The sequence below is a fragment of the Dactylosporangium sp. NBC_01737 genome, from assembly GCF_035963215.1.
Taxonomy (GTDB): Bacteria; Actinomycetota; Actinomycetes; order Mycobacteriales; family Micromonosporaceae; genus Dactylosporangium.
Window position 1 is genome coordinate 7,401,275 of the sequence record NZ_CP109153.1, and the last position, 25,907, is coordinate 7,427,181.

The window sequence follows — 25,907 nt, forward strand, 5'->3', positions numbered from 1 at the left end:
GATGCCCACCGCGTCCGCCGGGACCTACCTGTTCGGCATCGTGCCGGGCGACGTTGACGTGGACCCCGACGCCCGTGGCGTCGGCGATCCGCCCGGGACGGTGCAACTGGTGCGCCACCGCGACATCGCCGCGATGGTGAGCGAGATCGACGTCGGCCGCCCGCTCGGCCGGCCGCAGGATCTGCTGGCCCATCAGCGGCTCCTGGACGCCACGGTGACCGAGGTGCCGGTGCTGCCGATCCGGTTCGGCGCGGTCGTGACCGGCACGGACGCGGTCGTCGACGAGCTGCTCGCGCCCAACCACGACGAGCTGCTGGCCGCGTTGCGGGAGATGGACGGCAAGGCGCAGTACATCGTGAAGAGTCGCTACGTCGAAGCGGCCGTGCTCGGCGAGATCCTCGAGGAGCAGCCGGAGGCCGGGCGCCTGCGCGCGGCGATCCGGGGCACCTCGCCGGACGCGACCCGTGCCGAGCGCGTCCGGCTCGGTGAGCTCATCACCCGCGGGATCGAGGCGAAGCGGCAGGCGGACGTCCGCACGATGGTTGCGGTGTGCGAGCCGCACAGCGTCGCGATGGACGTGCGCGAGCCGGCGCACGAGCTCGACGCGGCCAACGTCGCCCTCCTGGCGGAGACCGCCCAGGAGCGGCGGCTGGTGCGGGCGCTGGAGGACCTGGCCCGGAAGTGGGACGGCCGGGTCACGATCCGGCTGCTGGGCCCCCAGGCGCCGTACGACTTCGTCACCGATCTCAGGCCGGAGGGGTAGCCGTGGGTCTGCTCAGCGGAATCCTGACCCTGCCGCTCGCGCCGGTCCGCGTGGTCTTCTGGCTCGGTGACGTGATCCGCGAGCAGGCCGAGCATCAGCTGTACGACCCAGGCGTGATCCGGCGCCGCCTCGAGGACCTGCAGGACGCCCGCGTCGCCGGCCGGATCAGCGAGCAGGACGCCGACCGCGAGGAGCAGGAGCTGCTCGACCGGCTGTTCCGCTCGCCGAGCGGAGGTGGTTGAGGTGCCGGCGGTACGACGAGCGCGGGGCGCGGAAGGCGACCGGTCCTATGACGACGAGGCGTACGAACGCCTGCACGACCGGGCGCGGGAACCGCTGGCACCGGCCCACATCGCCAGGACCGCGATGCGGCGCGTCGCGGAGCTCACCGGCAGGCAGCCGGACGGGGTCACGTCCCTGGAACCGGCCGACGACGGCTGGGCGGTCGAGGCGGAGGTCGTCGAGGACCGCCGCATCCCGTCGTCCGGCGACATGCTGGGCCTCTACCGGGTCGGCCTGCGACCGGACGGGTCGCTGGTGTCGCTGCGCCGGGTCCGCCGGTACCCGCGCGGCCGGGCCGACGGCAGCGAGGTGACGTGACATGAGCATCACACGGCAGTCCCCACTCGCCCAGAGCGCCGGCCACGAACCGGCGAACCTCGGCGACATCCTCGAACGGGTGCTCGACCGCGGCATCGTGATCGTCGGCGACATCCGGGTGAGCCTGCTCGACATCGAGCTGCTCACGCTCAAGCTGCGGCTGGTGGTCGCGTCCGTCGACACGGCCCGGCAGATGGGCATCGACTGGTGGGAGCACGACCCGTGGCTGTCGTCGTCCGCGCGGCCCCCGCTGCCGCGCGGCTCCCGCGCCGCCGAGCGCGACGAGCTGGAGGCCGGCGAGCATGGCTGACCCGCTCGGCGTCTGGCTGCACGCCGTGACCCGCGACCTGCCTCCGGCCGGAGTCGCCGGGCTCGCCGGCGTGGGCGGCAGGCCGGTGCGCACCGTCGAGGCCGCCGGGCTGGTCGCCGTCGTGTGCTCCGTGGACCTGGACGAGTTCGGCGCGGAGCCGATGCGGCGTAACCTCGAGGACCTGGCGTGGCTGGAGTCGGTGGCACGGGCGCACCACGCGGTCGTCGACGCCGCCAGCCGCCTCAGAGGCGCCGTCCCGGCGCAGCTGGGCACCGTGTACCGGGACGACTCGCGCGTGCAGGCCGTGCTGAGCGAGCGGCGCGGCGACTTCACCGCAGTGCTTGACCGGGTTTCGGGCCGCGACGAGTGGGGCGTCAAGGCGTTCGCCGTCGACGTGTCACCGTCACCGTCACCGTCACCGGTGCCTTCGCCGGCGCCAGTGACGGTGGCGGCGACGGGGACGGCGTCAAAGCCCGTGGCGGGGCCGGCCCCTGGCGGGACCGTCACCGGCAGCGGGACCGGCACCGGCCCCGGCGCGGCCTACCTGCGCCGCCGGCGCACCGAGCTCGACGCCGCGCACCGGCACCGGCAGGCCGCACTGGACGGCGCCGAGGAGGTGCACGCGGCGCTCGCCGGCCACGCCGAACAGGCCCGCCGGCATCCGCCGCAGGACCGCCGCCTCTCCGGACGGCCGGACCCGATGGTGCTCAACGGCGCGTACCTGGTCGGCACGGCCGACGCGGAGCCGTTCACCGCCGCCTTCGCGGCGCTGGTGAACCGGTTCCCCGCGCTGCACCTGCAGCTGACCGGGCCGTGGCCGCCGTACTCGTTCGTCGCCGCCGACGAGGAGCCCCCGCCATGACACAGGGCATTGTGCCGGCGTCGTCGTCCGTGGCGGTCGCCCCCGACCGGCTGGCGCTGGTCGACCTGCTCGACCGGGTGCTCGCGACCGGGGTCGTCATCACCGGCGAGGTGACGCTGTCGATCGCCGATGTCGACCTGGTGACCATCTCCCTGCGCGCCCTGGTGTCCTCGGTGGGCACCCTCGACGAGGACCGGAGCGCGGGGGTGGCGGCGTGACCGGCCCGCCGCCGGCGCGCCGGCCACGGCAGCGGATCGAGGTCGACCCTGACAAGGTCGAGCGCGGCTTCGCCGGCCTGGTGCTCACGGTCGTCGAGCTGCTGCGCCAGCTGATGGAGCGCCAGGCGCTGCGCAGGGTGGAGGTCGGTGACCTCACCGACGAGCAGATCGAACGGATCGGGACCACGCTGATGGCGCTCGAGGAGCAGATGGCCGACCTGTGCGAGCACTTCGGCGTGTCACCCGAGGACCTCAACATCGACCTCGGACCGCTCGGGCCGCTGCTGCCCCGCCGCTGAACCTGTCCGTGCCGTCCCGGCCGGGACCGCCGGAGGTGCGAAGGCAGCGGCGAAGTCGTGGGCGAAGCCGGTGATGTCGCGGGCCGGTCGGCCGGTGATCCGCAGAACCTCGCCGGTGGCGTGTTCGAAGCCGCCGGCGCGGATGACGCCGAAGACGCCGGCCAGGTGGGTGGCGAGCCAGTCCGGCAGGCCGGCCCCCTCGAAGCGCGGGCGGGCCTGCTCCTCGGTCAGGTCGACGGAGCGCACCGGGTGACCGGTCGCCCCGGCGAGCGCCGCCGCCACGTCCGCGAACGTGATCGCCGACGGGCCCGTGAGGTCGTACGTCCGCCCGGCGTGCCCCTCGGCGAGGAGGACGGCGGCGGCGACCTCGGCGACGTCGCGGATGTCGATCATCGCGATGCGGCGGCCGGCCGTCGGCGCGTGCAGCAGGCCGGTGTGCGCGACGCCGCCCGCGACCATGAGCAGGTTGGTCATGAAGAACGCGGGCCGCAGCAGGACCGCCGGGACGTCCGAGCGCCGCAGGTGCGCCTCGACCTCGCCGTGCCAGCGGAAGGCGGGCAGCGCCGAGGCCGGGTCGGCGTGCATCGAGGAGAGCTTCACGATCAGCTCGACGCCCGCGCCGGCGGCGGCGTCGATCACCGCGGTCTCGTGCGCGACCTTGCGCGGGCCGTCGGCGGCGCTGAGGTACACGCGGCCGACCCCGGCCAGGGCGCGCCGCAGCGACGCGGGATCGTCGAAGTCGCCCGGCGCGAGGTCGACGTCGCCGAGTTTCGCCGCCGCGGCGGCGGGGTCGCGGACGAAGGCTCGCACGTCCGCGCCGCGGGCCTGCAGTGCCTGCACGACGGTCGCGCCGACGGTACCGGTGGCGCCGGTGACAAGGATGCGGGTCATGGCGTTGCCTTTCGATCGGGTGCCGGTGGGATGTTGTGACCGAGGTGGAAGACGTTGGCCGGGTCCCAGGCGCGTTTGACGGCGGCCAGGCGGGCGTAGTTGCCGGCGGTGAACGCGGTACGGGTCTTCGTGTGGTCCGTCAGCAGCGTGAGGAAGGAGCCGCCGGTCGCGTGCGGCCGCAGCCGGCCGAGCAGCCGGTCGAGGGTCGCGTCGGCGGCGGTACGGTCGGGCGACAGGTACGGGGCCACGGCCATGACCGAGAACGGCACGTCGCGGTGCCCGGCGGGGCCGGCGTCCGGGCCCGGGGCGGCCATCGCACCGCCCCAGTGCCGCACCTCGACGAACGCGAGCGGCGAGTCGGCGGCGCCGGCCTCGACGATCGCGTGCAGCACGTCGTCGGGCAGCGCGCGGAACAGCTCGATCTCCTGCCGGTTCGCCATCGGCGGCGCGTCCGGGCCGTTCGTGGCGTCGCTCGCGGCCGGGAACGGGCGCATCCCGAACGCGTCGACCAGCGGCGGACCGGCTGCCTCCAGGAGCGGGGCGAGGAACCGGCCGCCGTCGTCGCCGTGGTGGAACGCCCGGATCGCCAGGACCCGCCGGCCGCGCAGCGGCTCGGGGATCAGCGGCGACGGCGGCAGGCGGAGCAGCAGGACCGCCGTGTTCATCGCCTCGGGCTCCCCGAGGGCCCACTCCCGGTAGGCGGCGAGCGTGTCGAAGGCGCGGTCGAGGGGGTAGAACGACATGCCGGAGTACACGTGCGGCACCTGCCGGAGCCGGAACTCCAGCGACGTGACGACACCGAAGTTGCCGCCGCCGCCGCGCAGCGCCCAGAACAGGTCGGGGTGCTGCCGCGCGGTCGCCGTCAGCGCCACGCCGTCCGCGGTGACCACGTCGGCGCTCACGACGCTGTCGGCGGCGAACCCGAAGGTCCTCGACAGCCACGACTGCCCGCCGCCCAGGGTGTACCCGGTCACGCCGACCGTGCTGCAGCGGCCCGCGAGCCCTGCGAGGCCGTACCGGGCGGCGGCCCGGTTCACGTCCGCCCACACCGCGCCCGGGCCGACGCGGGCGACCCGGCGGTGCGGGTCGATCTCGACGCCGGTCAGTGCGGTCGTCTTGAGCAGCAGCGCGCCGTCGGCGGGGACGACGGCACCGTGGCCGGTCGCCTGGACCGCGAGCGTCAGGTCCCGCTCGCGGGCGGCGAGCACCGCGGCCCGCACGTCGTCCGCGCTCGCGGCGGCGGCGATGATCGCCGGGTGGGACTCGAACGTCCGATGCCAGCCGAGCCGGTGTTCGTCATAGCCTGCTTCGCCGGGCCGGAACAGGGCGCCACCGAACCGGCGCTCCAGGTCCGTGCTCCCGCGCCGGATGTCGTGCTTCGTCATGCGCTCGAAGCTAGGCAGCGCCCCGCCGGGGACGGATGCGGTGTGGATGTGGTCCGGATGTGGTCATAGGGGTGTCTCGTGGGTCAGTGCGAGCCGAGGCGGAGTCCAGGCGTCGTCTGGGTGTGGCCCGGGAGGGCCCGGATAGCGGTTGTTGTATCCAGGCCCTTCCGGGATGCGGCCAGGCGGCGCCTGAGCCCGTCGCAGGCCGTGCTGACCCACGAGACACCCCCTATGCTGGCAGCGTGATCGTGCGGGTCCTCGGCACGGCCGGCGTCCATGTCCCGGGCGGCTCGTCGCCCCGGCTGGAGCGCAAGGCGCGCGAGCTGCTGAGCATCCTGACCGTGCGCGCGCCGGCCGCGGTCGCCCTCGACGAGCTGGCCCGGCTGCTGTGGGACGACCCGCCGCCCTCGGCCGTCAAGACGCTGCGCGCCCACCTGTCCCGCATCCGCGCCGCGCTGCAGGCCGCCGCCGGACCGGGTGCTGACGTCGAGCGGGTCGGCCGGGACGGGTACCGGCTGGCGCTCGCGCCCACACACCGATGTCGGCGCCGTCGCGGCGGCGCGGGCCCGGGCCCGGCTCCTGCTTGCCGACGGGCGCCCCGACGGCGCCGCCGCGGTCCTCGCCGCCGCCCGCGCGCTGTGGCGGGGCGAGCCGGAGCTGCCGGACACGGTCGCGGCGGCGGCGCTGCGGCAGGGCTGGCGGCAGGAGCGGCGGCTGCTCGTGCAGGAGCACCTCGGCTGCGTCGCGGCCGGCGGTGACCCCGGCTCGGCACTGGGGGAGCTGGAGCAGCTCACCACGGCCGACCCGCTCGACGAGCCGATGTGGGTGCACTACGTGCGTGCCCTGCACCGGGCCGGCCGGCAGACCGAGGCGCTGCGGGCGGTGGCCGCGGCCCTGCCGCGCTCGTCGAGGTCGGCCTCGACCCGTCCCCGGCGCTGCGCGACGCCCAAGCCGACGTGCTGCGTTCATCCCCGCCGCCCGCCCCTGCGCCGCCCGCACCCGCCGCCGTCCCGGGGCCCGCCGCGACCGTGCGCTATGCGACCGGCGGGGACGGTTCGACCGCGTACACCCGGCTGTCCGACCGTGGCGCCGATCTGGTGGTGCTCAATCCGGCGATGCTCACCATCGACGGCCTTCTCGACGGCTCGCACGCCCGCACGGGGCTGGCGGCCCTCGCCGAGCACGCTGCCGTCGTGTGTCTCGACCGGCGCGGGATCGGGCTGTCCGACCCCCTCGATCCGGGCCGGCCGCCGCTGGAGCAGTGGGTCGACGACGTGCGCCGTGTCCTGGACGCCCTCGCGATCGGCAGGGCCGACCTCTTCGCCAACTTCGACACCGGCCTCATCGCGCTGGAGTTCGCCGCCCGCCACCCCGACCGCGTGCGGTCGCTGGTGCTGGCGCAGTGCTTCGCGCGGTACACCCGCGGCGCCGGCTATCCCTTCGGCCTGGACCCTGGCACGACCGAGACGCTGATCCGTGACACCGTCGCGCCCGCCGACCCGGCGCAGGCCGTGGACTCCGTCGTGCAGGCCGCCCCGAGCCGCGCCGCCGACGACGAGTTCCGCCAGTGGTGGAACCGTATCGGCCGGCGCGCCGCCAGCCCCGCCGTCGCCACCGCGATCCGCGCCGTCGCCACCGGCACCGACCTGCGGCACCGCCTGTCCGCCGTGACCGCGCCGACGCTGGTGCTGCACCGCCGCAGCTGCCTCAACGTCGATGCCGGCCACGCCACCTACCTGGCCACCAACCTGCCGGACGCCCGCCTGCAGACCACGCCCGGCACCGACGCGCTGTGGTTCACCGACTCGGGGGACCTGCTGCGCCACGCCATCGACTTCCTCACCGCGCCGCCGGCGCCGGCCGCATCGACGCATACCACGCCGTGAGGCGCGAACGCCGGAACGGTCATGGACGGGGTCCGGGCGGCACGTCAAGCCGCCGCTGCGGGACGGCGGCAATGACATGATCAAGGCGACGAACGGGGGAGCCATGGCGTTGCGCACCGTCCCGGTCTGGCGGGTCTGCCTGGCCCTGCTCACCGTCGCCCTGCTCGCCAGCGCCGCCGCCGACGAGCAGCAACCGGCGGGCTGAGCGCCGTCACCTGACGTTGGGGCAGCGGGCGAGGGCGAGGGTCGCGAGGCCGATGGCGGCGTTCTTCGCGTCGGCGGGGGAGAGCTTGGCCACGGTCTCGTTGAGGCTGACGCCGAGGCTGAGCTTGCCGGCTCTGACCGTCAGGATCGCCTTCACCTGGTCGCCGGTGCCGCCTCGGTAGTAGGCCTCGTCCGCGCCGGGGACGAGGTCTGTGACGATCTCCTCGCCCCTTCTGGTCTGGCTCATGATCCTCTTGGTGACCTCGGCCGACGGGTACGCGGCGAAGCGGACCTCGTCGTTGTAGGCCCAGCGGCAGTAGTAGACGACGGGCTGGTCCGCGGCCACCTGGTTCTGGCCGGCGGTCGCCGGGCCCTTCACGCTCATCTGCAGCGCCGTGGTGTCCGCGGCGGTGACCACCGCGCAGACGCCTTTGTCCAATGTGGACCCGTCGAACCTGGCCGCCTGCGCGGCGGGGCCCGCCGCCGTCGTAGCGGCCGCGGCCGTTGCCGCACCCGTCGCGCCGCCGGTGGACGTGCCGGCGGGCGGTGAGGCGTCGTCCGACGAGCACCCGGTCAGGGCGAGCACCAGCACCGGCACTGTCAGGACGCTTGCCGCGAACGCCGAGACGTCGCAGACGCGCAGCGGGCCGCCTTCGCAGCCAACCTTCGCGAGCCATGTGGCGGTGGTGACCATCGGGTCACTGTAGAGAACGGGTCAGGCGGCGGCGCGGTCTGCCGGGCGTCGGCGGCGCAGGGTCGCGTCGGTCAGCGACGGCGGGCGCCAGGAGCCATCGGCACGGTACAGGTCGGTGCCCGGCGGCACGATCCCGTCGATCCGGTCGAGGGCGGCGTCGTCCAGCGCGAGGGTGGCGCCCTTCAGCGCGGCGTCGAGCTGCTCCATGGTGCGCGGCCCGATGATGACCGAGGTGACCGCCGGGTGGACGACCGGGAACGCCAGCGCCAGCTCCGGCAGCGTGCAGCCGAGGTCGGCGGCGAGCTCGACGAGCTGCTCGACCACGTCGAGCTTGCGCACGTTCTCCGGCAGAGCCGGGTCGAACCGGGCCGGGGTGAGCGCGGCGCGGCCGGTCGACAGGTCCACCGGCCGGCCCTTGCGGTAGCGGCCGGTGAGGAACCCCGATGCCAGGGGGCTCCAGGTCAGCACGCCCATGCCGTAGCGTTCGGCGACCGGCAGCAGGTCCTTCTCGATGCCGCGGGCCAGCAGCGAGTACGGCGGCTGCTCCGTGCGGAACCGGTGCAGGGCGCGCCGCTCCGCCACGTGGTGCGCCTCGACGATCTGCTCGGCGGGGAACGTCGAGCAGCCGAACGCGCGGATCTTGCCCTGTTGCTCCAGGTCGGTGAGCACGGACAGCGTCTCCTCGACGTCGGTGCCCGCGTCGGGGCGGTGCACCTGGTACAGGTCGATCCAGTCGGTCTGCAGCCGCCGCAGGCTGTCCTCGATCTCGCGCACGATCCAGCGCCGCGAGTTGCCGCCCCGGTTGGGCCCCTCGCCCATCGGGAAGTGCACCTTCGTGGCGAGCACCACGTCGTCGCGGCGCCCGCGCAGCGCCTTGCCGACGATCTGCTCGGACTCGCCCGCGGAGTACATGTCGGCCGTGTCGACGAAGTTGACGCCGTGGTCGAGCGCGGCATGGATGATGCGCCCGCAGTCGTCGTGGTCGGGGTTGCCGACGGCGCCGAACATCATCGTGCCGAGGCAGTGGGTGCTCACCTGGATGCCGGTGCGCCCGAGGGTGCGGTACCGCATGCTGCTCCTTCCGGAAGGTCTCCCGTGGCACCCTAGGAGCTAGAGCCGACTCTAGGTCAACCCGTACGATGTGCGGCATGTCCGACATCGAGCGACGGTTGAGCATCGGTGAGGTCGCCGAACGCACCGGCCTGAGCGTGCACGCGCTGCGCTTCTACGAGCGTGAGGGGCTCCTCGCCGCACCCGTCTCGCGCGACGCGGCCGGCCGGCGCGTCTACCACGAGGACGACGTCGACTGGCTCACCGTCTGCGTGATCCTGCGCGGCTCCGCGATGCCGTTGCCGCAGATCCGCCGGTACACCGAGCTCGTCCGCGCCGGCGAGGGCAACGAGACCGAGCGGCTCGACCTGCTGCGCGAGCACCGGCAGCGGGTCCTCGACCAGATGGACCAGCTGCGCAAGTGCCTCGACCTGATCAACTACAAGGTCGGCGTGTACGAGGACATCCTGGACGACCGCCCGCAGAGCGTCGGCACGTCGTAGCGTTGGCCCATGACGACGTGGAAGGAGCTCACCGAGCTCGCACCGAACATCGCGGCCGTCTTCGCGCGCCGCCACGCCGCGACCGGCAACCTCTGCATGCTCGCCACGATCCGCGCCGACGGCTTCCCGCGCATCAGCCCGATGGAGCCCAGGATCTTCGAGGACCAGCTGTGGATCATGGGCATGCCGGACACCGCCAAGTTCCGTGACCTGGCCCGCGACCCGCGCTTCTGCCTGCACACCGCCACGGTCGACACCTACCTCGCCGAGGGCGACGCCAAGCTGTGGGGCGTGGTCACCGACGTCCGCGACGAGGCCGTCCACCGCCGCTTCGCCGAGGCGCTGTTCGCCGAGTCCGGCATGGACCTGCGCGACAAGTTGCCCTTCGACCACCTGTACGCCGCCGACCTGACCGGCGCCTCCTCGATCGCGCTCCTGGGCGGCACCCAGCTCGAGATCACCATCTGGAACCCCGGCCAACCGGAGCGCGTCGTCCAGAAACACTGAGCCGCTCGTGAGGGCTCAGTCGCGCTCGCCGGGTGGAGCACCCTGCCAGCGCCAGCGCTCCGGGCGCGGGTGGCCGGGCAGGTCGAGGCGACCGGTGGCCCACAGCAGCGCGGTCCACGGGTCCGGGTCGCCGGGCAGGGCAGGGGTGTCCGGGAACAGCCGGGCGAGGACCCGCGCGCAGACGTCGGCGGGCGGGGTGAGCGTCAGGTCGAGGCCTCGGGCGATGTCGTGGCCGTGGACGAGTGCCTCGACGCACCCCATGGCGGCGAAGCCTTCGGGGTCGGCCATCCCGGTGGGGTGGTAGGCGCGGACGTGCGCGGGTGCGGCGCGGACCGCGGCGGCGAGGATGCCGCCGCCGGCGACGGCGAACTCCAGGACCTCGGCGGCGGTGGCGGCGGTGTCGGCGCTGGCCAGGAAGCGTACGTATCGGGTCGCCGGCCGGGCGACCAGCTGGGCGGCGTAGGACAGCAGGACGTCGCCGGCGTGTTCGGCGGTGTGCCAGCAGTCCCATTCGAGGGAGCCCGCGCGGATCGACCAGTCCCGGCCCGTGGCCGGCGCCAGCGTGGTGGCCAGCGCGGCGAGTGCCGCGTCCAGGTCGTCGGCGGTGACGGTCATCGTGCCTCCCTGGCGTGCGTGCGGTCAGGTTACCCCGGTCGGGTCGATGATTTTTTTGCAAAGTGATGTATCAGGCGGGCGGTCGCCGTACACCTATCTGCGTGATGCAAGGTGACGCCCCTGTGTGGGGGGCTCCGCCCGCCGGCGGTGACGATGCGATCTGGGACGCGGTGGCCCAGGCGTTCGCCGAGTGGCGGGACGACGGCGACAACGACGCGTTGAACCGGCTGGTGCGGTTGCTCACGCCCGTGCTCTGGCAGATCGTGCGGGCGTACGGGGTGAGCCGGCCGGAGGCGGAGGACATCGTCCAGTCGACCTGGCTGGCCCTCATGGGCAAGGCGGACACGGTCCGCGAGCCGCACGCCGTGGGCCGGTGGATCACCACGGTCGCCCGGCGCGAGGCGTGGCGGGTGTCCCGGCGCGGGCGGCGGGAGTGGCCGGCGGACCTGTCGGCGGTCGACGACGGGATCGACCCGGCCCCGGACCCGGCCGTCGAGGTCGTCGGGCACAGCAGCGTCGCACAGCTCTGGCGGCACGTGGCGCAGCTGCCGGAGCGCTGCCGGCGGCTGCTGCGGGTGATCGCGTTCGCCGAGCGGCCGGACTACGCGACGCTGTCCGCGGAGATGGACATGCCGGTCGGCGCGATCGGTCCGACCCGGGGCAGGTGCCTGGAGAAGCTGCGCCGCAGTCTCGACGGCGATCCGGAATGGAGCGACCGATGACTCCCGACGAGCCGCTGCTGGCCGCGATGCGGACCATGTGGGAGACCGCCGACCCGTGCCCCGGGGACCTGACCGAGCGGGTGCTGTTCCGGCTGAGCCTGGAGCGGCTGGACGTCGAGGTGATGGCGATCCAGACGGCGCTGTCCGGGGCCGGGGCGCGGGGCACGGAGCTCACCGACACGATCATCTTCGAGTCGCAGTCGCTGGCACTGACCATCTCGGTGTCCGGGGACCGGGGCCGGCGGCGCCGCCGCATCGACGGCTGGATCAGCCCGTCGGCGGCGCTGCGGGTGCACCTGCACGGCGCCGACGGCGTGCTGGAGGAGACCGCCGACGAGGACGGCCGGTTCGCGTTCGCCGACGTGTCCGGCGGTCTCGTGCACTTCACGGTCGAGCCGACGGCGGGCGCCGCGGTCCACCTCGACCATCCGGTGGCGACACCGGCCATTGCGATCTGACCGAGTCAGAAGTCACGAGTCTGGAGACCACACATGACGACGCCCCCACCCGACGAACCGGAGCGCGGCGAACCAGAGCGCGGTCACGACTTCGACCCGGTCATGCCGGGCCCGGAGATCCTGTCGCGGTACGGTGCCCGGCTGCTCGACCCGGCCACCGCGAAACTGTTCGAAGGGCAGCGCATCCGCCCGACCGTGTACCTCGCCGACCGGCTGCTGGTCACGGCCGAGCCACCGAAGAACTGGAACCGGCCGCGGGAGCAGTGGCGCGCCGCCGTCGTCGGCTGGATCAGCGCCGCCGCGTGCAACGCCGGCCTCGACATCGCCGTCGACGACCAGGACGGCCCCGTCACCTGCTTCACGGTGCGGCTGGTGCCGGAGCGTGGCGGCGACGCGGTCACCGTCGACGCGTGGACGGTGCTGCAGCGGGCCCGGCGGCTCGCCGGCCTCGACCTGGGACCGGACGCTCCCGGGTACCCGATGCTGCCCGGCGTCGAGCTGGACCACCTGATGTCGATCCAGCCGTACCGTCCGGCCCCGTACGACTCGCCGCATCCGTACGACTCACCGCACCCGTACGGCGCCTCACCGTACGCCGACCTCGCGTACAGCGGCCCGCGGCCGATCGCACTGGTCATGGAGCTGCCGGAGATGGGCGCGGCCGTCCCGGAGGCGGAGCCGCCGACCCGGTGCGCGCCCGTCGTCGCCGTGATCGACACAGGCTGCGGCGACCATCCGTGGCTGACCAAGGTGCGGTTCACGCCGCTGCAGAAGTGGCCCCCGAGCGCCGCCGTCCCGTCGCGGGAATACCTGGGCGCCGTGAACCGGCCGCTGGACGGGCTGCGCGACCCGCTCGCCGGGCACGGCACGTTCATCTGCGGGCTGGTGCGGCAGGTGTGCCCCGACGCGGACATCATCGCGATCCCGGTGATCGAGCCCGACGGCACGATCCCGCAGAGCAACCTGGTCGCCGCGATCGACCAGATCACCGCCATGGTCCAGGCCGGCGACCCGGTCGACGTCGTGTCGGTGTCGATGGGCCATTATCACGAGGAACCGGCCGACGTCGCCGACACCGCCGCCCTGTACACGTCGCTGCAGGCGCTGACCCAGCTCGGCGTCGTGGTGGTCATGTCGGCCGGCAACGACTGCACCGCCCGGGAGAGCTACCCGGCGGCGCTCGCCGAGGAGGGCAAGTACACGTGGAACGTCGCGCCGGTGGTGAGCGTCGGTGCGCTCAACCCGGACGGCGCCACGGTGGCCATGTTCAGCAACACCGGCACGTGGGTCACCGCCTGGGAGGCCGGCGCGGCGCTGGTCAGCACCATGCCGGAGGACTTCCAGTTCAGCCTGCAGGCGATCGCACGGACCAGGGACGTCCTGGCCGACAGGGACCGCGCCAGCGTCGACCCGGACGACTTCAGCAGCGGGTTCGCGATCGCGTCGGGCACGTCGTTCGCCACGCCCGTGGTCGCCGGCAAGATCGCCCGGCGGCTCGCCGCGCTCGGCGCGCTGGACCTCACGCAGACCGAGCTGCGCCGGGAGGCGGTCCGGCAGGTCATCGCGCGGTGACCTTCGCGGGGCGGGTCGAGTGCAGCGGCCCCCTCGGACGCATGGTCAGCCGTCCAGCTGCGAGCGGCGGTGCCGCAGGAACGTGCGCTCGGTGTCGTTGCCGGCCAGGGCGATGGCCTCGTCGTACGCGGCGCGGGCCTCGCCGGTCCGGCCGAGCCGGGCCAGCAGGTCCGCCCGCGTCGCGGGGAGCAGGTGGTAGCCGGGCAGGTCGAGGTCCTCGATGGTGGCCAGCGCCATCGCGGGGCCGTGCACCTCGGCGACGGCGACGGCCCGGTTGAGCGCGACGATCGGGGTCGGGTCGATGGTCAGAAGCTGGTCGTAGAGCGCCAGCACCTGCGTCCAGTCGGTGGCCGGCCCGTCGGTGTGCACGGCGTTGACGGCGGCCTGGATCTGGTACGGGCCGGGCCGGTTGCGGCGCAGGCAGCGGCGGACCAGGGTGTGGCCCTCGGCGATCAGCGCACGGTTCCACAGCGAACGGTCCTGCTCGGCGAGGGTGACCAGCTCGCCGCCCGGGCCGACCCGGGCCGGGCGGCGGGCCTCGACGAGCAGCAGCAGCGCGAGCAGCCCGAGGACCTCGGGCTCGTCGGGCATCAGGTCGGCGAGCTCCCTGGCCAGGCGGATGGCCTCCAGGCACAGGTCGGTGCGCACCAGCTCGCCGGCCGTCGAGGCGTAGCCCTCGTTGAAGATCAGGTAGAGCACGGTCAGGACCGGTGGCAGCCGGGCGGGCAGTTCGGCGGCGCGGGGCACCCGGTAGGGGATGCCTGCGTCGCGGATCTTCTTCTTGGCGCGCACGATGCGCTGCGCCACGGTCGCCTCGGGCACGAAGTACGCCCGCGCGATCTCCGGCACCTCCAGCCCGCCCAGCAGCCGCAGCGTGAGCGCGGTCTGCGCCAGCGGGGCAAGCGACGGGTGGCAACAGGTGAAGATCAGCCGGAGCTGGTCGTCGCGCACCGGTCCCACCTCCTCTGGCTCGTCGGGTTGGTGCAGCAGCAGGGCCTGGGCGTGGCGGGCCTCGCGGGTGGACTCGCGGCGCAGCCGGTCGATGGCCCGGTTGCGGGCGGTGGTCACGATCCACGCGCCGGGGTTGGGTGGCAGGGTGTCCCACTTCTGCAGGGCCACCGCGAACGCGTCCTGGACCGCCTCCTCCGCGATACCGATGTCGCCGAGGAGGCGGGCCAGCGTGGCCACGCAGCGTCCGTATTCCGCCCGGTAGATGTCTTCGATGTCCATGGCGGTCGGTCTCAGGCCGGCTCGTCCTCGAACGGCCGGACCTCGATCGGGGCCATGCAGGCCTGCGAGCACTTCTCGGCCCAGACGAGGGCCTCGTCGAGGTCGGCGCAGCGGATCACCCAGAACCCGCCGAGCTGCTCCTTGGTCTCGGCGTACGGCCCGTCGGTCATGGTGGTGTTCCCGGCCGCGGTCAGCACGACGGTGGCGGTGTCCGGCGACAGCAGCCCGCCGCCGAAGACCCAGGCGCCGGCGCCGACCAGCTCGGTGTTGACCCGGTCGACCTGGTCGAACGCGACCTGCGCGTCCTCGCCCGTGGGCATCGGGGCGTCGTAGTCGTGGTGCACGGAGAGCATGTACTGCTTCATGGCCGTCTCCTGTTCTGTGGCAGGTGGATGGATGGATGGGCGTCAGGCGGGCAGCCGGCGCGCGACGGCGGGGATGACGACGGCAGCGGCGACCAGGTGCGTCAGCATCAGCAGCACCTTGGTCGTGGACGCAGCGTCCGCGATGAGGTCCGGCACCAGCGACAGCACCGTCAGCGCCACCGTGGTGCGGACGAAGGTGCGGCGCGGACGCCGAGCGAAGCGGCCCAGCGCCGCCGCCAGCACCAGCCCGACCAGCGAGAACATCGCGGTCAGCGTAGCGAACCCGGAGACCGGGATGGGGGCTCCCGCCATGTCGAGGCTGATCCCGGCGGCGTGGCCCGCGGCGGCGACGCCGGCGGTGGCGACGCTGGCCACGGCCGTGGCCGCGACACCGGCGACGAGCATCGAGCGGGTCGTGACGGTGGCGGTCGGCGCGGCCGGGGCGGTGGTGTGGGTGATGGTCATGACGGTCCTCCGATGCGGTGCGGACCGGCCCTGCGCCGGTCTCACCTGGGCTACGAATGCGGCGCGCCGCAATCGACAAGCCGGGGAACTTTCTTCCGGAGAATTTTTCCGCAGGGTCGCTCCGGGTGATCGATCCGGCGCGGCGCACAATGACCCCATGGGCGCGGCGACCGCTACCGAACTGCACCAGCAGGCACAGCGCGAAGCCGAACGGGGCCGCCGCTCGGCCGCGTACGTGCTGCTGCAGCGCGCCCTCACCCGAGGCCCCGATCCGGTCCGCCGGGCGCACATCCTGATCAGCCTGGCGTATCACGAGGCGGAGCGGCGGCGGCTCCTGGACGGCCTCGCCCTGCTCGACGAGGCCGACTCGCTGCCCGGCCTGCCGGCCGGGCTGCGCGCCCTGACCGCCAGCCAGCGCGGCCTGCTGTACCAGCGCGCCGGCGAGCTCAACCGCGCGGCCTCCTGCTACGACCTCGCCCTCGGCCTGTTCAGCGAGGCCGAACCGCAGGACATGTGCCGCAACCTGCTCAACCGGGGGCTGGTCAACATGCAGCGCGGCCGCAACCGGGCCGCCCGCTCCGACTTCGCCCGCTGCGCGGAGGTCGCCGCCCGGCACGGGCTGGACCTGCTCGCCGCCAAGGCCTCGCACAACCTGGGCTACCTGCACATGCTCGCCGGTGACCTGCCGACCGCGCTGCGCACGATGGACGGTGTCGCGCCGGTACTGATGACCCAGTCGCCGCTGCACGCGGGCGTGTACCACTTCGACCGGTCCCAGGCGCTGCTCGCCGCCGGGCTGTTCCGCGAAGCCGACGAGGAGCTGCGCACGGCGGCGACGCTGTTCCAGGCGGCCCGCTCCACCCACGACCTCGCCGTCGCCGAGCTCGGGCGGGCGCAGCTGGCGCTGCTGGACGAGCGGTGGGCCGACGCGGGTGCCGTCGCGGCGCGGGCCCGCCGCCGGTTCGCCGGCCGCGGCACCGGCTGCTGGGCGATGCTCGCCGGGCACGTCGCCATCGCCGCCAGGGTCGGGTCCGGCTCGTACCGGTCGGCCACCGCCCAGGCGGTCCGGCTCGCCGACCGGCTGCAGGGCGCCGGGCTGCACGACGAGGCGCGCCGCACCAGGCTGACGGCCGCGCTCGCCGCCCTGGCCGGCGCGGGGTCGGGCCGGGTCGCCCGGGCGCGCGGGGCAGCCGGACAGGCGATCGCGCTGCGGGCGCGGGACCCGATCGCCACCAGGCTCCAGGCACGCACGGTCCGGGCGGCGCTCGCCGACGCGGGCGGGCGGCCGGGCGACGCCGACCGGGAGCGGCGCGGCGCGATGGCCGACGTCCACCGGTACCAGGCCTCGTTCGGCAGCCTCGACCTGCAGACCGCGATCGGCAGCCACGCCCGCCGGATCGCGGAGGACGGTCTCGCCCGGGCCCTGGCGACGGGCCGGCCGGCGACGGTGTTCGGCTGGGCGGAGCGGGCCAGGGCGCTGTCGGCGCGGCTGCCGCCGGTGCTGCCACCGGACAACGACGAGGCCGCCGACCTGCTGGAGGAGCTGCGGCAGGGCCGGCGGGAGCTGCGCGAGCAACTGCTCGCCGGGCGGGCCGACGGCCGGTTGCGGGTCCGCTGCGCGCAGCTGGAGCAGCTCGTGCGGCAGCGGTCCTGGTACACGCCGGGGCCCGCGCAGACCCTCGCGCCGGCGCCGCTGCCACGGCTGCGGGAGCGGCTCGGCGCGGCGTCGGCGACGTTCGTCGCGCACCTCACCACGGGCGACCGGCTGTGCGCCCTGGTCGTCACGGCCCGCCACCAGTCGGTCGTCGACCTCGGCGCCGCCGCGCCGGTGCTGGAGACGCAGCGCCGGCTGCGCCGCGACCTGGACCTGCTGGCGCTGGACACCGTGCCCAAGCGGGTGCGCGAGACGATCCGTGCCAGCCGCCGCTCGGCGCTCGCCCGCCTCGACGCCGCGCTGTGGCAGCCGCTGCGCGCCGCGGTCGCCGACGGCCCGGTGCTGCTCGCGCCGTCGGCGCAGCTGACGACGGCACCGTGGACGCTGATGGCGTCGCTGCGGGGCCGGGCGGTCGCCGTGGTCCCGTCGGTGACGGCGTGGCTGGCGGCGCACGAACGCCCGCCCATGCCGGCCGTGCCCGCCGTCGCGTTCGCCGCCGGGCCGGACCTCGCCCGCGCCAGGGAGGAGATCGGGCTGCTGGCCCGGGTCTGGTCGCAGCCGGACACGGCGGTGACGACCACCGCGGGCGTGCGCGAGGCGGCGGCCCGGGCCGACATCCTGCACGTCGTCGCGCACGGCGCGCACGAGCCGGACAACCCGCTGTTCTCGCACCTGGTCCTCGGCGACGGGCCGCTGTTCGGCCACGAGTTCGAACGGCTCGCCAGGCTGCCGCACCACGTCGTGCTGTCCGCCTGCGAGCTGGGGCTCGCCGGTGCGCGACCGGCCGACGAGACGCTCGGCATGACGGTCGCGATCCTGCACGCCGGCGCCCGCAGCGTGGTCGCGGGCGTCGCGCTGGTCTCCGACGCCATCGCCTGCCGGGTCGCCGCGGCCCATCACACCGGCCTGCGGCGGGGGCTGTCGCCGGCGGCGGCCCTCTCCGGCGCGATCGGCGCGCTCGACCCGGACGACGACCCTCCGCCACTGGTCTGCTTCGGCGCCGGCTGGTGAGCGGCGAGCGTCCACATCGGACGCCGGCATTTCCCGGTTTGCCGCATCGACGTGCGCCCGGCGCCGTACGCTGCTCACTCATGGCAGGCACTCCTGCGTATCAGTTCCTCGCCGCCGAGCTCCGGCGCGAGATCCTCACCGGCGTGCGGCGGCCCGGCGACCGGCTCACCGAGGAGGAGCTGGGCGCGGCGACCGGGCTGGGCCGCTCCACGATCCGCGAGGCGCTGCGCCTGCTGAGCAGTGAGCGGATGATCAGGACGTGCCGGGGCACCGGCGGCGGCAGCTTCGTCGCCGAACCCGACTCCGACACCGTCGCCGGCGTGCTCGCCGAGGGCGTCGGGCGGCTGGTCGACTGCGGCGCGATGTCCCTGCCGGAGGTGTTCGAGGTGCGGCGGATGATCGAGGTGCCCGCCGCCGGTCTCGCGGCCCGGCACCGCACGCCCGCGCACCTGGCGCAGATCGCCGCGTCTATGTTCCACCCGGACACCGACGGCCTGGCCCGCAAGGTGGCCGCGCACGCGCAGTTCCACCGGGCCGTGGCCGCCGCCAGCGGCAACGGCCTGCTCTGCGTCGTCGCGCGGCCCCTGTACCAGGTGACGCCGGACCAGCTGCGGCACCCGCCGTCGCCGGCGATGTGGCAGCGGATCGACGCCGACCACAGGGCCATGCTGCAGGCCATCGGCGACCGCGCCCCCGACCGGGCGATGGCCCTCGCGGCCGATCACGTCGACCGGCTCGCATCGGGCGACTGACCACAGCAGGCACGCGCGGCGGGAGAGGCACGGATGACGTTCACCGAACTGATGGAGCGCGCGGCGCAGGGATTCGACGCGCTGGGCGCAGGCGTGCTCGTGATCGGGCTGCTGTGGTCGGTGGGCCTGGCCATGCGCACGTGGCGGTCGGCCGGCGGGCGCAGGGCGTATCAGGCGCTGCGGGAGAGCTTCGGCGGCGTGCTGCTGCTGAGCCTGGAGGTGCTGGTCGCCGCGGACCTGATCCGCACGGTCGCGGTCGCGCCGACCGTGCAGAACGTGGCGGTGCTCGGCCTCATCGTGCTCATCCGGACGTTCCTGAGCTTCTCGCTGCAGGTCGAGATCGACGGCGCCCTGCCGTGGCGCCGCGCGTTCACCAGCGGCGCGGTGCACGTCGCCCGCGCGGCCTCCTCGGCCGGCGACGCGGGCCGCCCACCGGCCGAGCCGGCCGGCGAAAGCTGACCGGCGGTCGCGGGCCGGCGGTCGCGGATCGGCGGTCGCGGATCGGCGGGAGTGGGCCGGCGCTACCGGGTGGACAGCGGCAGGCGCACGGGCGGGGGAAGCGGCGCGCGGGCCGGGTCCGCCTGGAACGACTGGATCATCAGGGCCGCGAACCGGCGCGACGCCGCGACCCGCAGCGCGGGCGACTCGGCGCGGATGCCGTCGTTGGCCATCAGCGCCAGGATGAGGTCCTCCAGGACGAAGTCCGCCCGCAGGCCGCCGGCCGCCTTCGCCCGCCGCACCAGCTCGAGCAGCAGACGCAGCGTGCGGTCGCGGTCCGCGGTGAAGTAGTCGGCCGCCGCCGGCAGCGAGGTGAAGGCGCGGGAGAACCCGCGGTCGAGGGCGTGCACCTCCATCAGCCGCTCGATCACCAGGCGGAACCCGTGCCACGGGTCGGCCGCGGCGAGTCCCTCCTGGACCACGGTCGAGCACAGGGCCATCTGCTCGGCGAACGCCTCGGCCAGCAGCGCCTCCTTGGTCGGGAAGCGCCGATAGACGGTGGCGACGCCGACCTGCGCGCGCCGGGCGATCTCCCGCATCGGCACGTCGAGGCCGTCGGTGGCGAAGGCGACGCGGGCGGCCGCGAGGATGCGGTCGCGGTTGTCGCGGGCGTCGGAGCGCAGCGTCCGCATCACTTGTGCCGTCACCGCTCTCACTTTAGCCAAACGGACGGGGTGCTCCGTTACGGTCCAGCGGCATGAGAGCTGTGCAGTTCAGCCAGTACGGCCCGCCGGGCGTCATGCACGTCGCCGAGGTCGAGGAGCCACACGCCGGGCCCGGGACGATCCGCGTCGCCGTCCGGGCGTCGGGACTCTCGGTCGGGGAGACCCTGGTCCGCTCCGGGGCGCTGCGTGACGTGGTACCCACGACGCTGCCCTACCGCACCGGGTTCGACGCGGCGGGAGTGGTGGACGAGGTCGGCGCGGGCGTCACCGGCGTCAGCGCCGGCGACGCGGTGTTCGGCATGACCGGCACGATCACGCGGGGCGCCAACGCCGAGTACGCGGTCCTGACCGCCTGGGCGCCCAGGCCGGCCGGGTGGAGCTGGGAGGAGGCGGGCGGCGCCGCCGGCAGCGTCGAGACGGGCACCCGGGTGCTGGACCGGCTCGGCGTCGGGGCCGGGCACACGGTGCTGGTGCAGGGCGCGACCGGCGGGGTGGGCGCCGTCGCCGTCCAGCTCGCGGTCGCCCGCGGCGCCACCGTCATCGGCACCGCCGGCGAGCACAACCACGACCTCCTGCGCTCCCTCGGCGCGCGGCCCACGACGTACGGCCCGGGCCTGGTCGAACGGGTCCGTGCGCTGGCACCCGGCGGTGTGGACGCGGTGTTCGACTGCGCCAGAGGGGCGCTGCCCGACCTGATCGCGGTTGCCGGGGACCCGGGGCGGGTGGTGACGATCGCCGACTTCGCCGCGGCGTCGCACGGCGTCCACCTGTCGCACAGCGCGCCGGCCGACGACTCGGGCACGACCGCCGGCGCCTCCGCCGACGCGCTTGCGGTGCACGGCCTCGGCATCGCGACCGGGCTCGCCGCGCAGGGCCGGCTGCGGGTGCCGGTCGCGGCGGTGTTCCCGTTCGCGGAGGCCGCCGCCGCGCACGAGCTGGCCGGGCGCCATCACGCACCCGGAAAGATCGTCCTGGTGCCCTGACCTTCAGTGGCGGAAGCCGCCGACGAGGATCCTGAGGCTGCTCCAGGACTGTCCACCTGAGAGGTTCGGCTACGTTTCGTGCTGGTACTGCAGGCCGGCCGGCGCCTCACCCCGGTAGAGGAAGGCGGTGAGCGCCGGCCCGCGGTCGAGTTCCTCGGCGGGGCCGGCCGGCAGTTTCCAGCGCGCCGCGCGGTACAGCGCGAACCGGTGCAGGTCGAACGCGGCCTGCACGAGGACCGCGTACCGGTCGACGAGGACGGGCAGCCACAGCCGCTCGATCAGCAGCACCGCGGCGATCCCCACCGGGACCGCCCACAGGGTCCAGCATGCGAAGAGCGGGAACAGCGCGGACCAGATCACGCCCGCGACGGCGCGGTTCACGGCGGTGCGCGCGGCGGTCAGCTCGGTGCGGGTCGCCTCCGGCAGCACCAGCCACAGGTGGCCCCACACGACCACCGCGTCCAGCCCGTACCGGACGCGCGGGGCGTCCTCGGCGGCGAGCATCCGATTGCCCAGCCGGGTGGGCAGGAGCCGGTCGACGGGCGGGCGCCTGCGACGCAGCTCGTCGAGCCGCACCATCCGTCGCGTCTGCTCGGGGGATCTGTCCGGCACCGCCGCCAGCAGCTGCCACTCGGCCTGCTCGGCCACCGCCCGGCGGTGGAGGTCGGCGACCCGGTCGCCGGTGACCTTCGCCAGCCACGCCGGCCAGTAGCCTTCCAGCAGGCGCAGCACCGGCAGGGCGCAGCGGTCGACGGCCAGGGCCGAGGCGTGCACCGCGGCGAGGGCGACCGCGACCCAGATCAGCTGCGCCGGCAGCGCGGCCCTCGACAGCCGGTCGACCAGCCTGACCAGCGGGGCGAGGCCGTTGCCCACGGCGTACGCGGCGACCCCGCCGAGCCAGAAGACCAGCGCGGGGCCGGAGACGGCCACCCACCGGTCCGCGAGCTTGCCGCCGAGGCCCGACCAGAGCTGCGTCCACATGTGCGGTTCCCTACGCCCCGAAGTAGCAGAATGCCGCCCAGTGCACGGGGTGCGTGAACCGGCGGGCGGCGGCCCAGTCCTCGCGCCACTGCGCCGGGCCGGTGTACCGCGCGTCGTGCAGGTCCGGCAGCAGCGCCTCGGCCTCGCCGTTGGTCACCTGCCGCAGCCAGCGTTGCGCCTCCCGCAGCGCGGCGGGCGGGTCGGCGCCGGCCGCCCGCCACCGGTCGTAGAAGCGGGTCATCAGCAGCGCCGTGGCGGTGTCCGGGACCGCCCACAGCGACGCGATCACGCCCGCGGCGCCCGCCTGCAGCAGGCCGGCCGGCAGGCCGATCGCCTCGTCCGGCACCCCCAGGCCCGGCACGCCGGTCTCGCAGGCGGACAGCACCGACAGCCGCCACGACCCCAGCCGCCGCGACAGGTCACCGGCGGTGAGCCGGTCGTCCCCGGCCAGCAGCAGCGCGCTGTCCCGCGGCTGGAACGGGTCGGCCAGCCCGTGGCAGGCGGCGTGCAGGACGTCGGCGCCGGGCAGCGCCGCCAGCACCGCCGCGGCGGTGGCCTGCGCCCCGGTGACCGTTGCCACGGCGGGGAAATGGGCGGCGACCGCGGCAGCCTCGGCCGCCGCGCCGGGCAGGGCGGCTGCCCGGTCGATGCGGGCTGCGCCACCACGACCGCCCGCCGCACCGGCCGCCCGGCGTTCCCGCGGGCCGCGAGCACGGCACGGGCGTTGGGGGCGTACGTCACCAGCAGCTCGTCGAGCAGGTACCGGCGCCCGGCCGGCCCCTGCGTCCACGCGGCGTGGATCGGCAGGGCGCCGAGCAGCCCGCACGGCACCAGCGTGGCCTGGTCCACGCCGTGCAGGAGCGACCGCAGCGGGTCGGCGACAGCGGTCCACAGCCAGCCGGTCACCGCGTCCAGGACGTCGAGCCAGCGGCGTGCGGCGGCCGGGTCCTCCTGCCGCACCCAGTACGCGTCGAACAGCTCGGCGATCTGCTCGCCGACGCGGCCGGCGGTGAGCCCCGGCAGGGCCTCGGCGGCGACCCGGCCGTCCGGCCGCACGACGACGGCCAGGCCGCCGAACATCCCGGCGCTCAGGTAGACCAGTGGTGCCGTGGCCGCGGCGGCGACCAGCGTCGAGCGGGTCGCCGGCGTCAGGAACTCCGCGAAGCCCGGCATCGCGCGGATCTGTGCCGCCGTCCCGGCGAGCTGCTGCCGGGCGGCGACGAGCAGCTCGCCGTCGCCGTCCCCGGCCGGGCCGCCAGCTCCCGCAGCCAGGCCACCTCGGCGACGAACCGGTCCCGCAGCGCGGTGTGGCCGGCGCCGTCGAGGGCGTCCAGGTCGGCGAGGTCCAGACCGAGCGCTTCCGTCAGCTGCAGCGCCCGGCCCGCCTCCAGGTCCTCCGCGGCCGTCGCGGCGTCACCGGCCATGAACCGGGCGTACGCCGCCTCGGCCGCGAGCCCGCCGTGGCCGGTCAGCTGCAGGTCGCGGTGCGTGTCGGTGCCCTGCGCCCCGAACAGCTGCGCGGCCGCGGTCAAGGCCCGCTCGAACGCCGCGGCGGCCTCGGGCCAGGCATCGCGGGCCTGGGCGACGGCACCGAGACTGGCGGCCGCCCGCACGACCTGTTCGGGGTGCACGTGCTGTGCCGCCGCCTCCGCGGTGCGCAGCACGGCCACGGCGGCGTCGATGTCGCCGGGTTCGCCGCGGTCGATGAGTGCGGTGCCCAGGTTCGCCAGCGCGCCGGGCCGCTCGGGCGCGTCCGAGGGGAGCGCGTCGACGACGCCGCGCAGGGTGTCGACGGCGCCGGTGAGGTCGCCCAGCATCGCGTGCGTCGTGGCGAGGTTCGTGCGGTACCGCAACGTGTTCGGCTGGAGCGTCACCGCCTCCTGGTGGGCGCGCAGCGCGGCGTCCAGGTCCGCGGGGTCGGGCCGTTCGGCGTCCTTGTACCGCTCGGTGAGCGCGATGCCGTAGTTGTTCGCCGCCTCGGCCCGCGGCGGGGATCCGGGCGGCAGGACGTGCAGCGCGTCGCCGCCGTACCCGATGGCCGCGTCGAGGTCGTCCGGGTCGCCCGTCACGTGCCAGGCCCGCAGGTAGGCGCCGGACAGGTTGCCGGCCCTGAGGCCCGCGCCGAGCACGTCGCCGATCCTCGTGCCGGCGAGCGCCTCGTGCATGAGCTCGATGCTGCTTTCCAGTTCGGCGATGCGCCCGGTGCGGTGGAACCCGTCGAGGTACGACGTGGCGAGGTTCGTCGCGCCCTCCGGGTTGTCCGGTTCCGCGTCGTGCGCGGCCTCGTACGCCGCCCGCGCCTCGGCGAAGTCGTCGGCGGAGCCGGTGCGTTCGTAGCGGGCCCGCAGCGCGTTGCCGAGTTCGGTCAGCAGCCTCGGCCGCAGCGGGTCGGCGTCGTCCTCGAGGTGCTCGAGCACCTGCCGCGCACCGCGCAGCGCCTCGTCGATCGCCCGCTCGTCGCCGGTCGCCCGGTACCACTTCACCAGGACGCGGCACAGCCCGTGCACGACGCCGAACAGCGCCGCGGCGGGGCTGTCGGGGGTGCTGGTCAGGCCGGTGATGATCGCATGCCGGGACCGGCCGGCGATCGTCAGCGCCTCGGCGTCGCCGGTGTGGTCGAAGCGCTCCTCGGCCCGCTGCGCCTCGTCGTACGTCTCGCGCAGGGCGGGCGGGAGCAGGTCGCGCAGGGTGGTTGTCATGCGGCACCGCCCGGCGCGGGGACCAGCGCGACGTGGTGGGTGCCGCACATCGGCACCGGGTCGCCGGCCTGCTGCCGGAACCAGGTGAGGTCGTCGCCGGCCGGGCACACGAACCGGGCCGCGGCCACCGCACCGGGCGGGCCCGGCAGCTGGAGGTCCGGGGCGAGGCCCCGATCGCCGCGGGCGACGGCCACGACCTCCGGCGGCCGCAGGTGCGCGTCGCCGCGCACCGCGGCGACCCAGTCCCGCAGCGCGGGCCGCTCGAAGATCTCCTCCAGCGGCGAGGAGACCTCCGCCCCGCGCCGGCCGGCGGCGATCAGCTCCGCCAGCCGCTCGTCGAGCTCCCCGCAGGCCGGCCCGTCCGTCAGATGCCCCCGCAGGACGGCCGCCACGGCCAGATCCCTGTCACCCATGCGCCCCCACCTTTCGATGATCTATCGGATGGGTGACCTCCCGGATACTGGCGGTTATCTGACAGATGGCCCGCGACGGTGCCGGTTGGTCGGTTCGTCACCCCGGGCCTCTAGGCTCCGGGGCGAGGCGACGGCGACGTGGATGGGTGACGTTCGGTATGGCAGGCGACTTCCTGTACGGACGTGACGTCGAACTCCAGCGCCTGGACGCCCTCGTGCGCGGCGTCCGCGACCGGGGTGGGGCCCTCGTCGTGCACGGCGAGGCCGGCATCGGCAAGTCGCGGCTGCTGGCGCAGGCCCGCCGGATCGCGGCCGCCGAGGGCATGCTGGTCCTGGTCACCACCGGTGTCGAGGCCGAGTCGAGGGTGCCGTTCGCCGGCCTGCACCAGCTGCTGCAGCCCGTCCTCGCCCGGGTCGGGACGCTGCCCGACCGGCAGCGCGACGCGGTCCTCGGCGCGTTCGGCATGGCCGGCGTGGCGACCCCGGACCTGTTCCTCATCGCGCTCGCCGTGCTGAACCTGCTCGCCGACGCCGCGACCGGCCCGGCCGTGCTGCTCGTCGTGGAGGACGCGCACTGGCTCGACCCGGCCAGCGCCGAGATCCTCGGCTTCGTCGCGCGGCGCATCGAAGCGGATCCGGTGCTGCTGCTCGC

The 25,907-nt window shown here is 75.0% G+C and carries 30 protein-coding genes and 4 pseudogenes; 21 read left to right on the forward strand and 13 right to left on the reverse strand.

What is annotated here, in order from left to right:
- Window position 1 precedes the first annotated feature (1 nt).
- The 7 genes from OHA72_RS33650 to OHA72_RS33680 are packed head-to-tail and all read left to right on the forward strand — an operon-like array spanning window position 2 to window position 3,052.
- On the forward strand, window positions 2–763 hold the full coding sequence (locus tag OHA72_RS33650) for a GvpL/GvpF family gas vesicle protein (protein WP_327000063.1): 762 nt from the start codon (window positions 2–4) through the stop codon (window positions 761–763).
- Between the two features lie 2 nt (window positions 764–765).
- Complete coding sequence (locus tag OHA72_RS33655; protein WP_327000064.1) at window positions 766–1,005, forward strand: gas vesicle protein GvpG; 240 nt, start codon at window positions 766–768, stop codon at window positions 1,003–1,005.
- 1 nt (window position 1,006) lies between these two features.
- Window positions 1,007–1,363 (forward strand): gas vesicle protein GvpO, encoded by a 357-nt coding sequence (gene gvpO, locus OHA72_RS33660; protein ID WP_327000065.1) that lies wholly within the window; start codon window positions 1,007–1,009, stop codon window positions 1,361–1,363.
- A 1-nt stretch (window position 1,364) separates the two neighbouring features.
- Window positions 1,365–1,673 carry a gas vesicle protein GvpJ gene (gene gvpJ / locus OHA72_RS33665; protein WP_327000066.1) on the forward strand — a complete coding sequence of 103 codons (309 nt, stop codon included), beginning with the start codon at window positions 1,365–1,367 and terminating at the stop codon, window positions 1,671–1,673.
- On the forward strand, window positions 1,666–2,535 hold the full coding sequence (locus OHA72_RS33670) for a GvpL/GvpF family gas vesicle protein (RefSeq protein WP_327000067.1): 870 nt from the start codon (window positions 1,666–1,668) through the stop codon (window positions 2,533–2,535). The genes gvpJ and OHA72_RS33670 overlap by 8 nt, the downstream gene beginning before the upstream one ends.
- Window positions 2,532–2,753, forward strand: coding sequence for a gas vesicle protein (locus tag OHA72_RS33675; protein WP_327000068.1), 222 nt, complete (start codon window positions 2,532–2,534; stop codon window positions 2,751–2,753). Before OHA72_RS33670 ends, OHA72_RS33675 begins: the two co-directional genes overlap by 4 nt.
- Window positions 2,750–3,052: a gas vesicle protein K gene (locus OHA72_RS33680; RefSeq protein WP_327000069.1), complete on the forward strand. Its 303-nt coding sequence runs from the start codon at window positions 2,750–2,752 to the stop codon at window positions 3,050–3,052. The genes OHA72_RS33675 and OHA72_RS33680 overlap by 4 nt, the downstream gene beginning before the upstream one ends.
- Here OHA72_RS33680 and OHA72_RS33685 read toward each other — a convergent pair.
- Together OHA72_RS33685 and OHA72_RS33690 are read right to left on the reverse strand one after the other, a co-directional pair.
- Window positions 2,993–3,943 (reverse strand): NmrA family NAD(P)-binding protein, encoded by a 951-nt coding sequence (locus tag OHA72_RS33685; RefSeq protein WP_327000070.1) that lies wholly within the window; start codon window positions 3,941–3,943, stop codon window positions 2,993–2,995. The two genes, OHA72_RS33680 and OHA72_RS33685, sit on opposite strands and share 60 nt — an antisense overlap.
- Window positions 3,940–5,328 carry an FAD-binding oxidoreductase gene (locus tag OHA72_RS33690; protein WP_327000071.1) on the reverse strand — a complete coding sequence of 463 codons (1,389 nt, stop codon included), beginning with the start codon at window positions 5,326–5,328 and terminating at the stop codon, window positions 3,940–3,942. Before OHA72_RS33690 ends, OHA72_RS33685 begins: the two co-directional genes overlap by 4 nt.
- 35 nt (window positions 5,329–5,363) lie before the next feature.
- Here OHA72_RS33690 and OHA72_RS64985 point away from each other — a divergent pair.
- From OHA72_RS64985 to OHA72_RS33705, 4 genes and pseudogenes are all read left to right on the forward strand, one after another.
- A pseudogene (locus tag OHA72_RS64985) lies at window positions 5,364–5,786 on the forward strand (AfsR/SARP family transcriptional regulator); the annotation flags it as partial.
- 19 nt (window positions 5,787–5,805) lie between these two features.
- Window positions 5,806–6,150: pseudogene (locus OHA72_RS64990) on the forward strand (BTAD domain-containing putative transcriptional regulator); the annotation flags it as partial.
- A complete protein-coding gene (locus OHA72_RS33700; protein ID WP_327000073.1) occupies window positions 6,150–7,214 on the forward strand; it encodes an alpha/beta fold hydrolase in 1,065 nt (354 codons plus the stop codon). The pseudogene OHA72_RS64990 and the gene OHA72_RS33700, both read left to right, overlap by 1 nt.
- A 76-nt stretch (window positions 7,215–7,290) precedes the next feature.
- The gene (locus OHA72_RS33705) at window positions 7,291–7,419 is read left to right on the forward strand and encodes a hypothetical protein (RefSeq protein WP_327000074.1); all 129 of its coding nucleotides are present in this window, start codon (window positions 7,291–7,293) and stop codon (window positions 7,417–7,419) included.
- Window positions 7,420–7,425: 6 nt separating this feature from the next.
- On the opposite strand, the gene OHA72_RS33710 is transcribed toward OHA72_RS33705, so the two are convergent.
- Both OHA72_RS33710 and OHA72_RS33715 read right to left on the reverse strand, forming a co-directional pair.
- The gene (locus OHA72_RS33710; protein ID WP_327000075.1) at window positions 7,426–8,112 is read right to left on the reverse strand and encodes a hypothetical protein; all 687 of its coding nucleotides are present in this window, start codon (window positions 8,110–8,112) and stop codon (window positions 7,426–7,428) included.
- A gap of 21 nt (window positions 8,113–8,133) precedes the next feature.
- Window positions 8,134–9,183: an aldo/keto reductase gene (locus OHA72_RS33715; protein ID WP_327000076.1), complete on the reverse strand. Its 1,050-nt coding sequence runs from the start codon at window positions 9,181–9,183 to the stop codon at window positions 8,134–8,136.
- A 77-nt stretch (window positions 9,184–9,260) separates the two neighbouring features.
- Between OHA72_RS33715 and OHA72_RS33720 the strand changes: the two genes are divergently transcribed.
- Together OHA72_RS33720 and OHA72_RS33725 are read left to right on the forward strand one after the other, a co-directional pair.
- On the forward strand, window positions 9,261–9,665 hold the full coding sequence (locus OHA72_RS33720; RefSeq protein ID WP_327000077.1) for a MerR family transcriptional regulator: 405 nt from the start codon (window positions 9,261–9,263) through the stop codon (window positions 9,663–9,665).
- 9 nt (window positions 9,666–9,674) lie between these two features.
- Entirely contained in the window at window positions 9,675–10,172 is a 498-nt protein-coding gene (locus OHA72_RS33725) for a pyridoxamine 5'-phosphate oxidase family protein (RefSeq protein WP_327000078.1), read from the forward strand.
- A 15-nt stretch (window positions 10,173–10,187) separates the two neighbouring features.
- Here the strand turns inward: OHA72_RS33725 and OHA72_RS33730 are convergent, their stop codons facing one another.
- Complete coding sequence (locus OHA72_RS33730; RefSeq protein WP_327000079.1) at window positions 10,188–10,787, reverse strand: hypothetical protein; 600 nt, start codon at window positions 10,785–10,787, stop codon at window positions 10,188–10,190.
- Window positions 10,788–10,909: 122 nt separating this feature from the next.
- On the opposite strand from OHA72_RS33730, the gene OHA72_RS33735 reads away from it, so the two are divergent.
- Genes OHA72_RS33735 through OHA72_RS33745 form a run of 3 tightly spaced genes read left to right on the forward strand, consistent with a single transcriptional unit; the run spans window position 10,910 to window position 13,539 of the window.
- The gene (locus tag OHA72_RS33735; RefSeq protein ID WP_327000080.1) at window positions 10,910–11,509 is read left to right on the forward strand and encodes an RNA polymerase sigma factor; all 600 of its coding nucleotides are present in this window, start codon (window positions 10,910–10,912) and stop codon (window positions 11,507–11,509) included.
- Window positions 11,506–11,967 (forward strand): hypothetical protein, encoded by a 462-nt coding sequence (locus tag OHA72_RS33740; protein WP_327000081.1) that lies wholly within the window; start codon window positions 11,506–11,508, stop codon window positions 11,965–11,967. Before OHA72_RS33735 ends, OHA72_RS33740 begins: the two co-directional genes overlap by 4 nt.
- Window positions 11,968–12,000: 33 nt before the next feature.
- Window positions 12,001–13,539 (forward strand): S8/S53 family peptidase, encoded by a 1,539-nt coding sequence (locus tag OHA72_RS33745; RefSeq protein WP_327000082.1) that lies wholly within the window; start codon window positions 12,001–12,003, stop codon window positions 13,537–13,539.
- 45 nt (window positions 13,540–13,584) lie between these two features.
- Here OHA72_RS33745 and OHA72_RS33750 read toward each other — a convergent pair whose 3' ends face one another.
- The 3 genes from OHA72_RS33750 to OHA72_RS33760 are packed head-to-tail and all read right to left on the reverse strand — an operon-like array spanning window position 13,585 to window position 15,599.
- Window positions 13,585–14,769 (reverse strand): RNA polymerase sigma factor, encoded by a 1,185-nt coding sequence (locus OHA72_RS33750; RefSeq protein ID WP_327000083.1) that lies wholly within the window; start codon window positions 14,767–14,769, stop codon window positions 13,585–13,587.
- Between the two features lie 11 nt (window positions 14,770–14,780).
- Window positions 14,781–15,134 (reverse strand): YciI family protein, encoded by a 354-nt coding sequence (locus tag OHA72_RS33755; RefSeq protein ID WP_327000084.1) that lies wholly within the window; start codon window positions 15,132–15,134, stop codon window positions 14,781–14,783.
- Between the two features lie 42 nt (window positions 15,135–15,176).
- Window positions 15,177–15,599, reverse strand: coding sequence for a DUF6069 family protein (locus OHA72_RS33760; RefSeq protein ID WP_327000085.1), 423 nt, complete (start codon window positions 15,597–15,599; stop codon window positions 15,177–15,179).
- Between the two features lie 157 nt (window positions 15,600–15,756).
- On the opposite strand from OHA72_RS33760, the gene OHA72_RS33765 reads away from it, so the two are divergent.
- The 3 genes from OHA72_RS33765 (at window position 15,757) to OHA72_RS33775 (ending at window position 19,475) form a co-directional block, all read left to right on the forward strand.
- The gene (locus OHA72_RS33765) at window positions 15,757–18,264 is read left to right on the forward strand and encodes a CHAT domain-containing protein (RefSeq protein WP_327000086.1); all 2,508 of its coding nucleotides are present in this window, start codon (window positions 15,757–15,759) and stop codon (window positions 18,262–18,264) included.
- An 80-nt stretch (window positions 18,265–18,344) separates the two neighbouring features.
- On the forward strand, window positions 18,345–19,016 hold the full coding sequence (locus OHA72_RS33770) for a FadR/GntR family transcriptional regulator (protein WP_327000087.1): 672 nt from the start codon (window positions 18,345–18,347) through the stop codon (window positions 19,014–19,016).
- 33 nt (window positions 19,017–19,049) lie between these two features.
- Complete coding sequence (locus OHA72_RS33775; protein WP_327000088.1) at window positions 19,050–19,475, forward strand: DUF1622 domain-containing protein; 426 nt, start codon at window positions 19,050–19,052, stop codon at window positions 19,473–19,475.
- A gap of 62 nt (window positions 19,476–19,537) precedes the next feature.
- On the opposite strand, the gene OHA72_RS33780 is transcribed toward OHA72_RS33775, so the two are convergent.
- Complete coding sequence (locus OHA72_RS33780) at window positions 19,538–20,161, reverse strand: TetR/AcrR family transcriptional regulator (protein ID WP_327000089.1); 624 nt, start codon at window positions 20,159–20,161, stop codon at window positions 19,538–19,540.
- A gap of 50 nt (window positions 20,162–20,211) precedes the next feature.
- Between OHA72_RS33780 and OHA72_RS33785 the strand changes: the two genes are divergently transcribed.
- Window positions 20,212–21,162 carry an NADP-dependent oxidoreductase gene (locus OHA72_RS33785; RefSeq protein WP_327000090.1) on the forward strand — a complete coding sequence of 317 codons (951 nt, stop codon included), beginning with the start codon at window positions 20,212–20,214 and terminating at the stop codon, window positions 21,160–21,162.
- Between the two features lie 69 nt (window positions 21,163–21,231).
- Here OHA72_RS33785 and OHA72_RS33790 read toward each other — a convergent pair whose 3' ends face one another.
- The 4 genes and pseudogenes from OHA72_RS33790 to OHA72_RS33805 all read right to left on the reverse strand — a co-directional run bounded on the left by OHA72_RS33790 (window position 21,232) and on the right by OHA72_RS33805 (window position 25,255).
- Complete coding sequence (locus tag OHA72_RS33790) at window positions 21,232–22,143, reverse strand: hypothetical protein (protein WP_327000091.1); 912 nt, start codon at window positions 22,141–22,143, stop codon at window positions 21,232–21,234.
- Window positions 22,144–22,153: 10 nt separating this feature from the next.
- A pseudogene (locus tag OHA72_RS33795) lies at window positions 22,154–23,316 on the reverse strand (CHAT domain-containing protein).
- Window positions 23,292–24,842 carry a hypothetical protein gene (locus OHA72_RS33800; RefSeq protein WP_327000092.1) on the reverse strand — a complete coding sequence of 517 codons (1,551 nt, stop codon included), beginning with the start codon at window positions 24,840–24,842 and terminating at the stop codon, window positions 23,292–23,294. Before OHA72_RS33800 ends, OHA72_RS33795 begins: the two are co-directional and overlap by 25 nt.
- Complete coding sequence (locus OHA72_RS33805; protein WP_327000093.1) at window positions 24,839–25,255, reverse strand: hypothetical protein; 417 nt, start codon at window positions 25,253–25,255, stop codon at window positions 24,839–24,841. Before OHA72_RS33805 ends, OHA72_RS33800 begins: the two co-directional genes overlap by 4 nt.
- Window positions 25,256–25,413: 158 nt before the next feature.
- On the opposite strand from OHA72_RS33805, the pseudogene OHA72_RS33810 reads away from it, so the two are divergent.
- A pseudogene (locus OHA72_RS33810) lies at window positions 25,414–25,842 on the forward strand (ATP-binding protein); the annotation flags it as partial.
- Window positions 25,843–25,907: the final 65 nt, after the last annotated feature.